The organism is Pseudomonas sp. SDO524_S393, assembly GCF_054071875.1.
The window spans coordinates 14,967-29,747 of the sequence record NZ_JBSVVZ010000007.1 but is presented as its reverse complement, the minus strand read 5'-3'; the positions used below and the strand labels follow the sequence as shown (position 1 = coordinate 29,747).

Genomic DNA, 14,781 nt, shown 5'->3' with positions numbered 1-14,781 from the left:
GTTGCGCTACATGCCTTTCAACACGCCGACGCAAGGGAATGACTGGAACTACCCTCAGGCTATGCGGCCGGATCCCAGCTGGAACCGCCCGCAGCCCAGCCGTCCGGACCACGGCTGGGATCGCCCGCAGCCTAGCCGTCCGGACCACGGCTGGGATCGCCCGCAGCCCAGCCGCCCGGATCCAAGCTGGAATCGCCCGCAACCTACAGGCTCTTACGACCAATACAGCCAGCACCACTCACAACCCGCTGACCGTTACCCCACGCACAACGATACCTATCCCTACCCGTCATATGACTATGGCCAGACGAACAACGACTACTACGCCTGACGTCAACTGACGCAAAACGCTCCCTGTGACCTTCACAGGGAGCCCAGCCACTCAGACCAGGGTCATCAATGCCTCACGACTGAACGGCAGGATGTCATCCTCACGACCATCACGCACCTTCACCGCCCAATCCGGGTCTACCAGCAGCGCACGCCCCACCGCGACCAGGTCGAACTCGTCGTTGTTCAAACGCTCCAGCAGTTTTTCCAGGCTCGCCGGTTGCGCGACCTTGTCGGTATTGACCATGAACTGCAGGAACTCGCCATCCAGGCCGACACTGCCCACGGTGATGGTTGGCTTGCCGGTGAGCTGACGGGTCCAGCCAGCCAGGTTGAGATCGGAGCCTTCGAATTCCGGCTCCCAGAAGCGACGGGTGGAGCAGTGGAAAATATCCACACCGGCGTCAGACAATGGTTTGAGGAACTCGCCCAGCGCCTCCGGGGTTTGCACCAGGCGCGCGGTGTAGTCCTGCTGCTTCCACTGGGAGAAGCGGAAGATGATCGGGAAATCCGGGCCGACGGCGGCGCGGGTGGCCTGGATCAGCTCAATGGCAAAACGCGAGCGGTTGGCCAGGCTGCCGCCATACTCGTCGGTACGCTGGTTGCTGCCCTCCCAGAAAAACTGATCGATCAGGTAGCCGTGGGCGCCATGGATCTCCACACCGTCCATGCCGATGTGCTGGGCGTCACTCGCGGCCTGGGCGAACGCATTGATCACATCCTTGATGTCTTGGGTGGTCATGCCGTGGACAACTACGTTGCCATCCTTGAGTTTTTCCACCGGCCCGTAGCCCGGCACGCTGGCATCAGGCTCGGTGCCGATGCGACGCACATTGCCCACATGCCATAGCTGAGGCACGATCTTGCCGCCTTCGGCGTGTACCGCGTCAACAACTTTCTTCCAGCCGGCCAATGCAGCCTCGCCGTAGAAATGCGGGACGTTCGGATAGCCGTTGGACGCTTGATGGCCGACTACCGTGCCTTCGGTGATGATCAGCCCCACGCCTGCCGCAGCACGGCGACGGTAGTATTCGATGACTTTGGAATTGGGTACGCCGCCCGGCGAGAACGACCGGGTCATGGGCGCCATGACGACACGGGTCGACAGTTGCAGTGCGCCGAGCTGGAAAGGTTTGAACAAGGCTTGGACAGGCATGGGAGCACTCCACGTCAGAGGGTTTATGATGTGGATAATATGGAGAGTGCAGAGCGCTGGATAGCACTATTGATCTGGGTGATTAAGGTGCAAAAGCGTGACGCGGAGCGTCCGGGGGGAGACATTCCCACGCAAGCGTGGGAACGATCGGATCAGAAGCTCAGGCCAGGGCTTTTTCAATGGCCTGGACGATGGTGGGATCATCCGGCGCAGTGCGCGGCGAGAAGCGTGCCAGCACGCGCCCATCCTTGCCCAGCAGGAATTTCTCGAAGTTCCAGGTGATGTCCCCGGGAAACTCCGCCCCCTCGCCCGCCAACAGTCGGTACAGCTGGTGACGATCAGGGCCGTTCACGTCGAGCTTGCTGCCCAAGGGAAACGTCACGCCGTAGTTGAGGCTGCAAAACTCACGGATCTCATCCTCGGTTCCTGGCTCCTGCCCGGCAAACTGGTTGCACGGCAGGCCCAACACGGTAAATCCCTGATCCTTGTACTGCTGATAAAGCTTTTCCAAAGCCCCGTATTGCGGGGTCAAACCACACTTGGAGGCCACGTTGACCACCAGCACCACTTGCCCCTTGAAGGGCGCCAGCGGCAGCTCTTGTCCGTCCAAAGCTTTGAGTTTCAGGTCGTGGAAAGCACTCATGACGAACTCCAGATATCCCATGTTTTCGCATTGCGACTGTTCGAGAGTACAACTCGCAAGCCTGCAATCATAGACGCCGATGACAAAACCCGCGCGCAAGTTACTGAGCGGTCGGCCACGGCAAAATCGGAATCGCGGTCACGGCATTCTGCGGGCTGCCTTCGATCAGGCGGTCGCTGTAGACCAGGTACACCAGGGTGTTGCGCTTCTTGTCGAGGAAGCGCACCACCTGCATGGTCTTGAACACCAGCGAGGTGCGCTCCTTGAACACTTCGTCGCCGTCCTTGAGCTCGCCCTTGAAGCGGATCGGGCCGACCTGACGGCAGGCGATCGAGGCTTCGGCACGGTCTTCGGCAAGGCCCAGGCCGCCTTTGACGCCGCCAGTCTTGGCACGCGACAGGTAGCAGGTCACGCCATCGACCTTGGGATCATCAAAGGCTTCCACGACGATCCGATCGTTGGGGCCGACGAACTTGAAGACCGTCGACACCTGGCCGATTTCTTCGGCCGAGACCAGCAGCGGCATGGCCAGCAGCAGGCCGAGCAATCCCTTCATCACACGCATCGTGTATTCCCTTTGGTTAAACCAGGATCAGGTTATCGCGGTGAACCAGTTCAGGTTCAGCCATGTAGCCCAATAGTCCGACAATCGCATCGGACGATTGTCCAATGATTTTCTGCGCTTCCAGGGCGCTGTAGTTGGCCAGGCCGCGAGCGATTTCGCGACCGTCGGGCGCCACGCATACCACCATCTCGCCACGGCGGAAGCTGCCCTGCACCAACTTGACGCCCACCGGCAACAGGCTCTTGTTGCCTTGGGACAGCGCCGATACAGCACCATCGTCCAACACCAGGGTGCCACGGGTTTGCAGATGACCGGCCAGCCACTGTTTGCGCGCCGCCAGCATGCCGCGTTCCGGTGACAGCAGCGTACCGATGCGCTCGCCGGCCTTCAGACGATCCAGCACGCGTTCGATGCGCCCGCCGATGATGATGGTATGGGCGCCTGAACGCGCTGCCAGGCGCGCAGCACGCAGCTTGGTCTGCATGCCGCCACGGCCAAGGGCGCCGCCGACACTGCCGGCCACGGCGTCCAGCGCAGGGTCATCGGCACGCGCCTCGTAAATAAGCTGGGCTTCGGGATTGTTGCGCGGGTCGGCGTCGAACATGCCGTCGCGGTCGGTGAGGATCACCAGCAGGTCGGCTTCCACCAGGTTGGCCACCAGGGCGGCCAGGGTGTCGTTGTCGCCGAAACGGATTTCGTCGGTGACCACGGTGTCGTTTTCGTTGATCACCGGGATGACTTTCAGCTCCACCAGCGCGCGCAGGGTGCTACGGGCGTTGAGGTAGCGCTTGCGGTCGGACAGGTCGTCGTGGGTCAGCAGGATCTGCGCCGTGTGGCGGCCGTGCTCGGCGAAGCTGGATTCCCAGGCTTGCACCAGACCCATCTGGCCGATGGCGGCGGCGGCTTGCAGCTCGTGCATCGCGCTGGGTCGCGCGGTCCAGCCGAGGCGGCTCATCCCGGCGGCCACAGCCCCGGAAGAGACCAATACCAGTTCCACGCCGGCCTCATGCAAGGCCACCATCTGCTCGACCCACACGCTCATCGCCGTGCGGTCCAGCCCCTTGCCGTCCGCCGTCAGCAGCGCACTGCCGATCTTCACGACCCAGCGCTGCGCACCCGTCACTTTGCTCCGCATCATCTTCAACCTTGGCTAGAGGACCGCGCGACCCAGCGCGGCCCATAACGTTATACCCGGATACCAAAACGCCGCTCCAGGGAGCGGCGTTCAAGTTTATCGCAACGGATCAGTCGCGCACGTAAATGATTTCCGGACCATCTTCATCATCCACATCTTCCTCGTCCCAATCGTCGTCACCGATGTCATGGACCGACTTCACGCCACTGCGGCGCAGGGCACGCTGGTCGTCCAGAGCCTGCAGTTGAGCGCGGGCTTCGTCTTCGATGCGCTGGTCGAGATCGGCGAGTTCGGCCTTGAACACCGGGTCGGCCGCCAGGCGGTCGGCACGGTCTTCGAGGTAGCGCATGATGTCGCGGGTCAGGCGCTCGGTGCCTTCTTTGGCGATGGCCGAGATCACGTAGACCGGGCCCGTCCACTCCAGGCGGTCGACGATTTCCTTGACGCGCGCTTCGTGCTCTTCTTCAAGGATCTGGTCGCATTTGTTCAGCACCAGCCAGCGATCGCGTTCGGCCAGGGAGGGGCTGAATTTGGCCAGTTCGTTGACGATGACTTCGGCGGCATCCGGCGCGCTGCTTTCATCCAGCGGCGCCATATCCACGAGGTGCAACAGCAAACGAGTACGCGCCAGGTGCTTGAGGAAGCGGATACCCAGGCCTGCGCCGTCGGAAGCGCCTTCGATCAGGCCAGGAATGTCGGCGATCACAAAGCTTTTCCAGCGATCGACGCTGACCACGCCCAGGTTGGGTACCAGGGTGGTGAACGGGTAGTCGGCAACTTTTGGCTTGGCGGCCGATACCGAGCGGATAAAGGTACTTTTGCCGGCGTTCGGCAAGCCCAGCAAACCGACGTCTGCCAACACTTTCATTTCCAGCTTGAGGTCACGCTGCTCGCCCGGCTTGCCTGGCGTGGTCTGGCGTGGCGCACGGTTGGTGCTGGATTTGAAACGGGTGTTGCCCAGGCCGTGCCAACCGCCCTGTACCACCATCAGTTTCTGACCGGCCTTGGTCAGGTCACCGATGACTTCCTGGGTGGCCGAGTCGATGATCGTGGTACCGACCGGTACGCGCAGGATCAGGTCTTCACCCTTTTTGCCGGTGCAGTCGGTGCTGCCACCGTTGGAGCCACGCTCGGCATCGAAGTGCCGGGTGTAGCGGTAGTCGACCAAGGTGTTGAGGTTTTCATCGGCCATCATGAAGATGGACCCGCCGTCACCGCCGTCACCGCCGTTCGGGCCACCGTTTTCGATGAATTTTTCGCGACGGAAACTCATGCAACCGTTACCGCCGTCGCCAGCTTTTACTCGGATGGAAACTTCATCAACGAACTTCATAACAAAACGCCTCTCGTCGCATGGACGAGCTTAAGAAACCAAGACATAAGACTCTTGCAAAAATGAGCGCAGCGACCTCAATCAACGACCGCAAATCCAGCGCTTGAGCTCATTACAGACAGCTTTGCAAGAGACTCACTCCACAAACGAAAAAGCCCCGTCGCAAGACAGGGCTTTTCCAGCGATCTCGCAATTAAGCTGCGATAACGCTTACGTAACGACGACCGAAGGCGCCTTTTACTTCGAACTTGATCACGCCTTCGACTTTAGCGAAGAGAGTGTGATCTTTACCCATACCAACGCCGTAGCCAGCGTGGAATTGGGTGCCGCGCTGACGCACGATGATGTTGCCCGCTTTGATAGCCTGGCCGCCATACATCTTCACGCCAAGGCGTTTGGCTTCTGAGTCGCGACCGTTACGGGTACTACCACCAGCTTTTTTGTGTGCCATGAGTCAATTCTCCTAGTGAGGAATTAGGCTGAAATTAAGCCTGAATACCGGTGATTTTGATCTCGGTGTACCACTGGCGGTGGCCCATACGCTTCATGTGGTGCTTACGACGACGGAACTTGATGATGCGGACTTTATCGTGACGACCTTGGGAGATCACTTCAGCCACAACGGTAGCGCCAGCAACGACTGGAGCGCCGATGTTCACGTCATCGCCATTGGCGACCAACAGAACGCGATCAAAAGTAACGGATTCGCCAGTAGCGACTTCCAGTTTTTCGATCTTCAGGTATTCACCTGGGGCGACCTTGTATTGCTTGCCACCAGTAACAATTACTGCATACGACATGGTATTTCTCCGATAATCCTGCTCACCCAGCGCTTTATAAGAAAAGGTATTGGCTGGCATGGCTGCATGGGATGGACGTCCCGAATGCAATTGCGTAAGGCAGGTGCTGCCCAGGAAGTTCAGGGTGCGCGATTGTACGCAAGGCTTTGATACGTTGCAAGTAGCCGCCCATCGCGCCTTGACACCCGGGGGTCAGGGTCCTAGCATGCCGCGCAACCCTTCTGGAGCGACTGTCGCTGATGCAACCCCAAGCTTTCTACCGCGCGGTCGCGGACGATTTTAGCGCCGTCGACGGCATCATCAAGCAGCAGCTGACGTCCAAAGTGCCGCTGGTCTCCAAAATCGGCGACTACATTACGTCGGCGGGCGGTAAACGCCTGCGTCCTTTATTAGTGTTGCTGTGTGGCAAGGCCTTGGGTCGCGAAGGCGATGACCTGCGCTTGCTCGCCGCCACCATCGAGTTCCTGCACACCGCTACCCTGCTGCATGACGATGTGGTCGACATGTCCGGCATGCGCCGTGGCCGCGAGACCGCCAACGCCATGTGGGGCAACGCACCCAGCGTGTTGGTGGGCGATTTCCTGTATTCGCGCTCGTTCGAAATGATGGTTGAACTCGGCTCGATGCCGGTGATGAAGATTCTTTCACAGGCCACGCGCATCATCGCTGAAGGTGAAGTGCTGCAGCTGTCGAAGGTCCGCGACGCCAGCACGACCGAAGAAACCTACATGGAAGTGATCCGCGGCAAGACCGCAATGCTTTTCGAGGCATCGACCCACAGTGCCGCCGCACTGGCCGGCGCCACGACCGAACAGGCCGAAGCGCTGCGCACCTTTGGCGACCACCTGGGCGTGGCCTTCCAGTTGGTGGACGACCTGCTCGACTACCGTGGCGATGCCGAAACCCTGGGCAAGAACGTCGGTGACGACCTGGCCGAAGGCAAACCGACCCTGCCGCTGATCTACACCATGCGCGAAGGCACGCCGGAACAGGCGGCCCTGGTGCGCAAGGCGATCCAGAAAGGCGGGATCGAGGACCTGGAAAGCATCCGCGCCGCCGTGGAAGCTTCGGGCTCCCTGGACTACACCGCACAACTGGCGCGTGACTATGTGGCCCGTGCCATCCAGTGCCTGGAAGTGATTCCAGCCAGTGAATACCGGGATGCCCTGGTCGAGCTGAGTGAGTTTGCGGTAGCCCGTACGCACTGATACTCCCCCTGCTTCATGTGGGAGCTGGCTTGCCTGCGATAGCATCGCCTCTGTATTGCTGATACACCGTGGTGCCTGCATCGCGGGCAAGCCCGGCTCCCCCAAGGTCCTGAGGCGCCTCGCCCTAACTGCAATAAACCCTATACAATGTGCGCCCTTTAGCCATCCTGACTCTCAAGGAGACTTAGTGAGCACGCTGCCACCCTGCCCGAAATGCAATTCCGAATACACCTACGAAGACGGCGCCCAGCTGATCTGCCCGGAATGCGCCCATGAGTGGTCCGTCAACGGCGAGGCCGAAGCCGCTGGCGATGAAACCGTGAAGAAAGACGCTGTAGGCAATGTGCTGCAGGACGGCGACACCATCACCGTGATCAAGGACCTCAAGGTCAAGGGCACTTCGCTTGTGGTCAAGGTCGGAACCAAGGTCAAGAACATCCGCCTGTGCGACGGCGACCACGATATCGATTGCAAGATCGACGGTATCGGTCCGATGAAGCTCAAGTCCGAGTTCGTCCGCAAGGTCTGAACCTGCTGCTTCCATCCCGCGCCCGTCGCGGGATGGCGTTTCGCCCTTCCCGTTGATCCCGCGCAATATCCACACAGAAAAATCCAGAATCCGCCAATAGGCACTTGCTATTCTACGAATAAGAATTATTCTCATTGAAACCCATCAAGGAGATGCGACCCATGACTTATTTGATAGATGCCTGGCTGGACCGCCCTCATCCTTACCTGCGGATCCTGCACCGGGAAACCGGCGAAGTCTGTGCGGTACTGGAAGAAGAAGCGCTGCATGAGCTGCAGGATCAGGGTGATCTGGACGTCAGCGGACTGAGCTCCAGCGAACCTGGGGTGCTCAAGGAGGTGGTGCGCAACCTGTTTCTGTTCTGCTATGCCCGAGCGTTGCGCCCGGCCACGGAGTTGAATGGCAAGTTTCATCCATGAGCCCAGCCTGCGGGATTGAGCTTTTTGTGGGAGCGGGCTTGCCCGCGATGCAGACGACTCGGTCTGACGTCTCACCGAGGTGATGCTATCGCAGGCAAGCCAGCTCCCACCTACAGCGGGGAAGCAGGTCTTACAGAACGTCAAGCAACTCGACGTCAAACACCAGCACGCTGTGCGGCGGGATGCTGCCAACGCCTTGAGCGCCGTACGCCAGTTCGCTCGGCACGTACAGGCGCCATTTGCTGCCGGCATTCATCAGTTGCAGGGCTTCAGTCCAGCCGGCGATCACGCCGCCGACCGGGAATTCTGCAGGCTGGCCGCGCTCGTAGGAGCTGTCGAACACAGTGCCGTCGATCAGGGTGCCGTGGTAGTGAGTACGCACTTGGTCTTCACGGGTTGGCTTGGCGCCAGTACCAGCGGTCAGCACTTCAAATTGCAGACCGGAAGCCAGGGTGGTGATGCCATCACGCTTGGCGTTTTCAGCCAAAAATGCCAGGCCAGCGCCAGCAGCCGCTTCAGCCTTGGCAGCCGCTTCGGCTTGCATGATTTCGCGGATGACCTTGAAGCTGGCAGCCATTTGCTCTTGGTCCACACGGCTTGGCTTGCCGGCGAAAGCATCGGTCAGGCCGGCGAGGATCGCGTCGATGCTCACGCCCGGTGGCGGGTTGTCGCGCAGTTGGTCGCCCAGTTGACGGCCAATACCGTAGCTGACACGGGTTTCATCGGTGGACAGATTAACTTCGGACATGAAGGTGCTCCGCTGTAGGAGGGCACGATTTACCGTGCCCTCCAGATCTAAAAGGGCCAGCAGACTAGCACACAACACCCAACCTTGATGAGCGTCACGGCATAGCTATCTACAGCCGGGCACAAGCCGCCGCCGACCATGCTGGTGATTCCATTCATCACCCTGGGACCGTACCGATGAGTACGCAGAATAACCCGCTTGCCCTGCAACAAATCCATAGCCATCTGCTGGAAATCGATCCGACACTGCGCCCTTACAGTCGGCGCCCCGTCACCCTGCCAGCCGAGCGGCTGGCACTGGACACCCTCAACACCACCCTCAAGCGCATCAACCTGGCCTACATGACTCAGGCCAGCGCCTTTTACCAGGCACTGGACCTGAGCGACCCCAGCCAACTGAGCCAACTGAAAACCCGCCTCGACACCCAACTGCAAGATCTGGATGACACCAGTGCCGTCAATGGCCAGAGCCGCAAGACCTACCTGACCGACACCGCCGGCATCAAAGCGCTGGAACAGGAAACCCGACTTAACGTCAGTGATGCCCTGCTATCCCCCTCCGACCTGCAGATGCTGGAAGACTGCTCCCGACCTCCGGCGTTACGCCCCGGCCTGTACGCCTTGACCTTCGATTACCAGGACGAGCGCATCGAGTTCGCCGGGGCGTTCGTGCTGACACGCCAGGCCAACCCACGTGTTGACAGCCTGAGCGGCGACGCGGGCGTCGGGCCGGTGCTGCTCTTCACGCCCTCACGCGGGCTGGAAGCCTTCGCTACCTTGCAAGAACTCGACCGCGGCCTGCTGCAAGCCATGACACTGCGCAGCAGCCACGCTGAATTCAGTCGTCATTTGCCAGTGCGCTATCAACACTTGACCGTCACCGATATCTGGCCGCTGGCACTGCAACCGATCACCGGTCAACCGCTGTTCGAATACGCCTATCAAGCCCTGCTCGACAAGCGCAAAAAAGACATCCACCACGCCCTGGCCTTGGCCGAGAACGCTCAGCTGAACGCCACCCAGCTCAAACAGCACCTCGACAGCGCTCTCCACGCCGCGCTGCCCGACCTCACGGCGCGCCTGGACTTTCGCGCGCAGCGCCTGCTGGAACGCAACCTGTTCAACGCCCTGCCCGACTGGTATCGCAGCGCCAACAAGCTTGAGCGCACGACCATCGACCAGCACCTGCACCACTACAACAGGGCTCGCCTCGCGTTCCTCGATCTGCTCGGCCCCGCCGCGACACCTCAAGCACTGGCCCGCCATCAATGGGCCGAGCAGTTGGCAGATGAGCTGGATATCCACGACCTGGACCCAGACCTGCTGCACATCACCACCGTTCGTACGGTGCCTCGGGTCGGCACCTACAACCAGCAACGCTCATTGGTGGAATTGGCCCTGCGCGGTCTGCACCCTGGCGACAGCACACCCGGCTCGGCGTTCCTCCAGCGCAGTACCCTGAGCTACGCCGGTGCGCCACTGGGTGTGGCCCACGCTCACCTCAACGTGCAAACCCTGCTCATGCTGCTGCAAGACCTGCAACCGCGTCTGGACTTCGCCAGCACGCTGAAAACAGCATTGGCCACTCCACAAATCAAGCTGGCCGCACGCAGCTTCTTTGATCAACGCCTCGTACTCATGGCCCACATCGCCAGGCTGCAAGGCCATCTGGCCCCGGATGATTTCCGACGCTTCGAAGACCTGCAAAAACAGCCGAGCCAACAGTTGCACGCCCAAACCGTGTGGCTTCACGGCGCACAACTAAAGGACCTGTGGCTGCTGCGCGAAGCAGACGGCCAGGGCCGGATCACGCGCGTGCTGCTGTGTACGCCCGATGCGCCGAGCGCCCAACAGTTCATTGCGTTCAGCACGCTACGTGAGTGCCAGACCCACATCATCGGCTGGACAGGCAGTACGGCTCGCCTCAAGGGGCGCACCATGATCGATTACCTGCTGGAGCAAGTGCCGCAGCGTTTCAAGCCAAAAATGCACGATTTCCTGCGCAGCATCAGCCGGCGCCCTGACGCCAACGAGCACCTGGAGGTGACCTTTGGCAAACCGAGCGCCTATACCGATTGCCTGGAAGCGATAACTGCGCACCGGTTGGCAATACTGTTGGATGACTACGAGTTCAGCTCGCCGGCCTGGTACCGCAGGGCCTCTGTCAATGATCGCAGCCGCCTGGCAAGCCTGGCCGACGATGCGGCCGGCGCACTGCGTGTCTATAACGCAAGGCCAGATGCTGAATCCAGCGTCCCCACGTTTGAACGCTACCTGCATGAACAAGCCAGGCTCAGCCTCAACCGACTGTTAGGTCGCCAGCAAAACGATATTGACCCGGACACCGTATTTGCCTATGCCCCCAAACCACTGATCGGCGCTGGGCCGGCGCCAGTGTCTTACACCACGCTGTACCGCGACGGGTATGAGGATGGCATCGGCTTTATCAATGAAAAATTTTCAGCCTCTGCGACCTTCCGCGGCCCGCCCGGTGTTGACCTGAGCCCGTTGACAGCGCAGAAGGTTGCACGCTCCGTCACGGGCGTGTGGATCGGCCAACGCTACACTGACGAAATCCGCCGGCGCCTGCAAAACAGTGACAGCCCGGGTTATGGCGAACGACGCAATGCCGTGCTGGCAATCGTGCAGCTACAAATGAAAGGCGCCGCTCTGGAATCCCGCCTGCAAGGTCACATCACTTCGGCTGACCTGGCCTGGCTGGAGAAGGCCATTGACGGTCTGTGCGACAGCAGCCCCCTCGAGCGCAACACCTACAGGGTGCACCGGCTGTCCATTGATGGGGACTGGGTCATCGGCAATTACCTGTTCAGCCACGGCGACAACCCGATATTGCTTTACACCCCCAATGCGCCAGACGGCATTGGTTGGCGCGAGGCCAGGCTGTTCAACTACCTGCTCAAAAAAGTCGAGGGCATGCCTGCTTACTGGTGCGCGCGGGTACCGTTGCCGTCAGTGGCGCGGGTTGCGCTGTTCCTGAAAACCGCTCGCGAAGGGTTGCCCGCCGAAATCAACCGCTCCACCCCGAGCCCTGCACGGTATGACAGCATCCGGCCCAGCACCACACTGACCGATCTGCGCCATGAGTTCTACAACATGAACCTGCAGCGCAAGATTGATGACGTGCACGCCACTACGGCCAATCGGCTTCAGATGATCACCGGTATTCTGTGGACCTGCGTCGAGTGGCTGACCGCCGTGGCCACCATGCCCTTCCCGTTACTCAGCCTGACCCTGGGCGGGCTGCTGGCCTTCAAGGACGCCATGCTCGCCCTGAATGCCTACCACCAGAACGACAAAGACAGCGCCCTGCAACACTACCTCGGTTACCTGGCCAACGTGGGTGGCGCGCTGTTGTTCGACGTGCGTCCGGCGTTGAAGGGCGTCTTCAAGTCACTGCGCCCGACCATCCGCACCAGCACGCATGCCGTCGACAACGCGCTGATCAGCCAGATGGCGGTGCTCAAGCCCGAGGGTATGCAACCGGTGTTGTTTGACGGGAGTTCGCTGTGGGCGTCAAACACCCCGGATGCATTGGGTCGCTATTTGCTGTATCGCCATGACCCGCAGAGCGGCCAGTTGCTGTCCACCGCACGGTTGGTCAGCCGCAATGCCGACGGCCGATGGGTACGTTCCGGTGTGATCGGTGGCGGGCGCAAGAAGTACGAAAAACTGCTGGCCGATGAGAGCAGCCCGCTGGAAGTATTCGACGTAGGGCCCGACCAGGCCAAGACCTTCCGCGCGCTGCTCGACCCGGAGTTCAAGACCCATTTTCAGGATATGGAGGCCGACTTTGCCGGTGCAGCCCAGGGTAAGGCCTTCACCGAAGCGGCCCCCTTGCGCACGGCGTACGCCAAACAGATCGAGCTGCTGAACCAGCGCGCCGAGGCGTTCTTTTCGGCGTTGCCCGTTGCCGCGCCCAAATCCCCCTTGCCCGTATTCGCGGTCGAAGCCGCGCCTGTAGATATCCTCAAAACCCTGTTCAATCGCAACAAGCGCCTGATCATCGGCGCCCTCGACAGCTCCATTGCCAGCAAACAACTGTTGATCGAACAATTGCCTGCGTTGGCCGAACAGGGGCTCAAGCGCGTCTACATCGAAAACCTGCCTCGCGACCTGTTCCATCGCAAGCTGAAGATTCTTAACAACCAGCTCGGCGGCAGCAAGGCTCAGGCGCTGGCACAGGTCGAACGGCATCTGATGCAAGTCGATCAAACCCTGGGACTCACGGCCGATGCCCCTTTCACTTATCGAAAATTGCTGCTGGAAACCCAACGCTTGAATATCGCCATCGATGGCATCGACGGGTCCGCCTCGTACCATATGGAGCACGTACTGGCTCTGGAGGATGGTCCGCGCCTCATTCCCCGCAGCAGCAAGCTGCGCAATTTCTACTCCCACTCGGTGATTGAACAAAACCTGAAAGACAACCCCGGCGAAGGCTGGGTGGCGCTGGTGGACTCCAACCGCCTGGGCACTTATGAACAGGCCGCAGGCCTGGCAGATCTGCAAAACACCCCGGCCCTGCGGGTTGAAGATGCCGCACCCGGCCAACGCATCGGCGTGTGGCCCGACACCGCCACTGGCGCACAGTCCCGCGGTGACTTCACCCTGGCTCTGCCAACCACCCACGTCACGTTGCGCACACCCGGCACATCGGGCACGCCGGCAATCGCTGTCAGCCACTATGCCGTGTTCGACCTCCCCCCGGGCATTCGCAGCGATATCAACCTGATCAGGCAGACCCATCGCGGCCTCGACACTCGCTATTCAATTTCCACCCCCCGACATGCTGCCGCGCAATCCACCTTCAGCCAAACCCGGCAGCGGCTTTCGGAAGAGGCCAAGGCATTTTTCAGCGATTTCACAGTGCCCCCACGCAATGTGCCGGCAAACCTGGCCACGACCAGCAGTGAAACCGTGTTCATCGAGCGGCTGTACCAACAAAAACTCGGGCTGGTCATCGGCGAAGCCCACAGTGCCCGCGCCAGCAAGCGGCTGCTGATCGACAACTTCAAGCACCTGAAAAAACAGGGGGTCAAGACGCTATACATGGAGCATCTGCTCACCGACCTGCACCAGGCCGCACTGGAGACTTACCAGCGCACGCTGAAAATGCCGCCCATTCTGGAAAATTACCTGCTCGGTATGGACGCCGGCCATATGCCGCGATACCAGGGCCCGGACAGCTTCACCCAAGTGGTCAAGGCTGCCAATAAACACGGGATCCGCATCCGCGCGCTGGACTGCACCGCCAGTTATCACATCAAGGGGCTCAGTGGGGATAACAACCGTGCCCGGCTGTTCAGCTACTTTGCCAACCAGATGATCAGCTCGGACCAACAGGCCCTTGGTCCACATAAGTGGGTGGCGTTCATGGGCAGTGCACACACGGACATGTATGTCGGTGTACCGGGCATCGCGCAGTTGCAGGATGCCGTCAGCCTCCATGTGCGTGACACCACACCGCAATTGGCCAAGCCATTGCACAGCGCTGGCTGGCAATCGGTTGATGACAGCTACGGCGTGGCCTTGCGCAGCGACTACCGCGTCGAAGTGGGCATTGCAGGGCGGCCGCTGCCTCTCCCCGTCGAACCGCCGCCGGACCGCAGCAGGCTGACGGCACCCGGGCACTTCTTCATCGAGCGCCCCAGCGCCAACGAGGTCAACCTGGTGCATTTTTCGCGTAGTCATGAAATTCTCACCACACCGATTCAAATCGACGAAAAGGGTCAGTATTTCGTTGAGCGCTGGGAATCCTTCAGGCCATTACGCTTCTACTACCTTTCTCAATTGGTCGAAGCGCTCAAGGCCTCCCCTCCAAGAGGCATGGGGCTGACACTCGTGGCGGGATAGGCCGCCAGCCCCCTGCCCGTTCATCGGGCAGGGGGCCTGTTT

At 60.5% G+C, this 14,781-nt stretch carries 13 protein-coding genes; 5 read left to right on the top strand and 8 right to left on the bottom strand.

Annotated features, from left to right (window positions below; genetic code table 11):
- The first annotated feature begins 61 nt into the window (after positions 1-61).
- On the top strand, positions 62-331 hold the full coding sequence (locus ACW9IB_RS05065) for a hypothetical protein (RefSeq protein WP_457412599.1): 270 nt from the start codon (positions 62-64) through the stop codon (positions 329-331).
- 51 nt (positions 332-382) lie between these two features.
- On the opposite strand, the gene ACW9IB_RS05060 is transcribed toward ACW9IB_RS05065, so the two are convergent.
- From ACW9IB_RS05060 to rplU, 7 genes are all read right to left on the bottom strand, one after another.
- Positions 383-1,486 (bottom strand): NADH:flavin oxidoreductase, encoded by a 1,104-nt coding sequence (locus ACW9IB_RS05060; protein WP_457412598.1) that lies wholly within the window; start codon positions 1,484-1,486, stop codon positions 383-385.
- Between the two features lie 160 nt (positions 1,487-1,646).
- Complete coding sequence (locus tag ACW9IB_RS05055) at positions 1,647-2,129, bottom strand: glutathione peroxidase (RefSeq protein WP_457365876.1); 483 nt, start codon at positions 2,127-2,129, stop codon at positions 1,647-1,649.
- A gap of 100 nt (positions 2,130-2,229) precedes the next feature.
- Entirely contained in the window at positions 2,230-2,694 is a 465-nt protein-coding gene (locus ACW9IB_RS05050) for a CreA family protein (RefSeq protein WP_457365877.1), read from the bottom strand.
- Between the two features lie 16 nt (positions 2,695-2,710).
- Positions 2,711-3,829: a glutamate 5-kinase gene (proB, locus tag ACW9IB_RS05045; protein WP_457412679.1), complete on the bottom strand. Its 1,119-nt coding sequence runs from the start codon at positions 3,827-3,829 to the stop codon at positions 2,711-2,713.
- 109 nt (positions 3,830-3,938) lie between these two features.
- Positions 3,939-5,162 (bottom strand): Obg family GTPase CgtA, encoded by a 1,224-nt coding sequence (gene cgtA, locus ACW9IB_RS05040; RefSeq protein ID WP_457365878.1) that lies wholly within the window; start codon positions 5,160-5,162, stop codon positions 3,939-3,941.
- Positions 5,163-5,355: 193 nt separating this feature from the next.
- The gene (gene rpmA / locus ACW9IB_RS05035) at positions 5,356-5,613 is read right to left on the bottom strand and encodes a 50S ribosomal protein L27 (protein WP_003205738.1); all 258 of its coding nucleotides are present in this window, start codon (positions 5,611-5,613) and stop codon (positions 5,356-5,358) included.
- Between the two features lie 34 nt (positions 5,614-5,647).
- A complete protein-coding gene (gene rplU / locus ACW9IB_RS05030; protein WP_007950961.1) occupies positions 5,648-5,962 on the bottom strand; it encodes a 50S ribosomal protein L21 in 315 nt (104 codons plus the stop codon).
- A gap of 239 nt (positions 5,963-6,201) precedes the next feature.
- Here rplU and ACW9IB_RS05025 point away from each other — a divergent pair, with 239 nt between their 5' ends.
- From ACW9IB_RS05025 to ACW9IB_RS05015, 3 genes are all read left to right on the top strand, one after another.
- Positions 6,202-7,170, top strand: a complete 969-nt coding sequence (locus tag ACW9IB_RS05025) for a polyprenyl synthetase family protein (RefSeq protein WP_457365879.1) — start codon at positions 6,202-6,204, stop codon at positions 7,168-7,170.
- Positions 7,171-7,357: 187 nt separating this feature from the next.
- Positions 7,358-7,699 (top strand): zinc ribbon domain-containing protein YjdM, encoded by a 342-nt coding sequence (locus ACW9IB_RS05020; RefSeq protein ID WP_457365880.1) that lies wholly within the window; start codon positions 7,358-7,360, stop codon positions 7,697-7,699.
- Between the two features lie 161 nt (positions 7,700-7,860).
- Positions 7,861-8,118 (top strand): PA4570 family protein, encoded by a 258-nt coding sequence (locus tag ACW9IB_RS05015; protein ID WP_457365881.1) that lies wholly within the window; start codon positions 7,861-7,863, stop codon positions 8,116-8,118.
- 130 nt (positions 8,119-8,248) lie between these two features.
- On the opposite strand, the gene ACW9IB_RS05010 is transcribed toward ACW9IB_RS05015, so the two are convergent.
- Complete coding sequence (locus ACW9IB_RS05010; protein ID WP_106578202.1) at positions 8,249-8,866, bottom strand: FKBP-type peptidyl-prolyl cis-trans isomerase; 618 nt, start codon at positions 8,864-8,866, stop codon at positions 8,249-8,251.
- A 176-nt stretch (positions 8,867-9,042) separates the two neighbouring features.
- On the opposite strand from ACW9IB_RS05010, the gene ACW9IB_RS05005 reads away from it, so the two are divergent.
- The gene (locus ACW9IB_RS05005) at positions 9,043-14,739 is read left to right on the top strand and encodes a membrane-targeted effector domain-containing toxin (RefSeq protein WP_457412596.1); all 5,697 of its coding nucleotides are present in this window, start codon (positions 9,043-9,045) and stop codon (positions 14,737-14,739) included.
- Positions 14,740-14,781: the final 42 nt, after the last annotated feature.

What these genes read in the sequence shown, in the direction of transcription:
- proB (WP_457412679.1), bottom strand. Translation starts at nt 3,829, where the DNA reads ATGCGGAGCAAAGTGACGGGTGCGCAGCGCTGGGTCGTGAAGATCGGC.
- rplU (WP_007950961.1), bottom strand. Translation starts at nt 5,962, where the DNA reads ATGTCGTATGCAGTAATTGTTACTGGTGGCAAGCAATACAAGGTCGCC.
- ACW9IB_RS05010 (WP_106578202.1), bottom strand. Translation starts at nt 8,866, where the DNA reads ATGTCCGAAGTTAATCTGTCCACCGATGAAACCCGTGTCAGCTACGGT.
- ACW9IB_RS05015 (WP_457365881.1), top strand. Translation starts at nt 7,861, where the DNA reads ATGACTTATTTGATAGATGCCTGGCTGGACCGCCCTCATCCTTACCTG.
- ACW9IB_RS05060 (WP_457412598.1), bottom strand. Translation starts at nt 1,486, where the DNA reads ATGCCTGTCCAAGCCTTGTTCAAACCTTTCCAGCTCGGCGCACTGCAA.
- ACW9IB_RS05005 (WP_457412596.1), top strand. Translation starts at nt 9,043, where the DNA reads ATGAGTACGCAGAATAACCCGCTTGCCCTGCAACAAATCCATAGCCAT.
- rpmA (WP_003205738.1), bottom strand. Translation starts at nt 5,613, where the DNA reads ATGGCACACAAAAAAGCTGGTGGTAGTACCCGTAACGGTCGCGACTCA.
- ACW9IB_RS05050 (WP_457365877.1), bottom strand. Translation starts at nt 2,694, where the DNA reads ATGCGTGTGATGAAGGGATTGCTCGGCCTGCTGCTGGCCATGCCGCTG.
- ACW9IB_RS05065 (WP_457412599.1), top strand. Translation starts at nt 62, where the DNA reads ATGCGGCCGGATCCCAGCTGGAACCGCCCGCAGCCCAGCCGTCCGGAC.
- cgtA (WP_457365878.1), bottom strand. Translation starts at nt 5,162, where the DNA reads ATGAAGTTCGTTGATGAAGTTTCCATCCGAGTAAAAGCTGGCGACGGC.
- ACW9IB_RS05025 (WP_457365879.1), top strand. Translation starts at nt 6,202, where the DNA reads ATGCAACCCCAAGCTTTCTACCGCGCGGTCGCGGACGATTTTAGCGCC.
- ACW9IB_RS05055 (WP_457365876.1), bottom strand. Translation starts at nt 2,129, where the DNA reads ATGAGTGCTTTCCACGACCTGAAACTCAAAGCTTTGGACGGACAAGAG.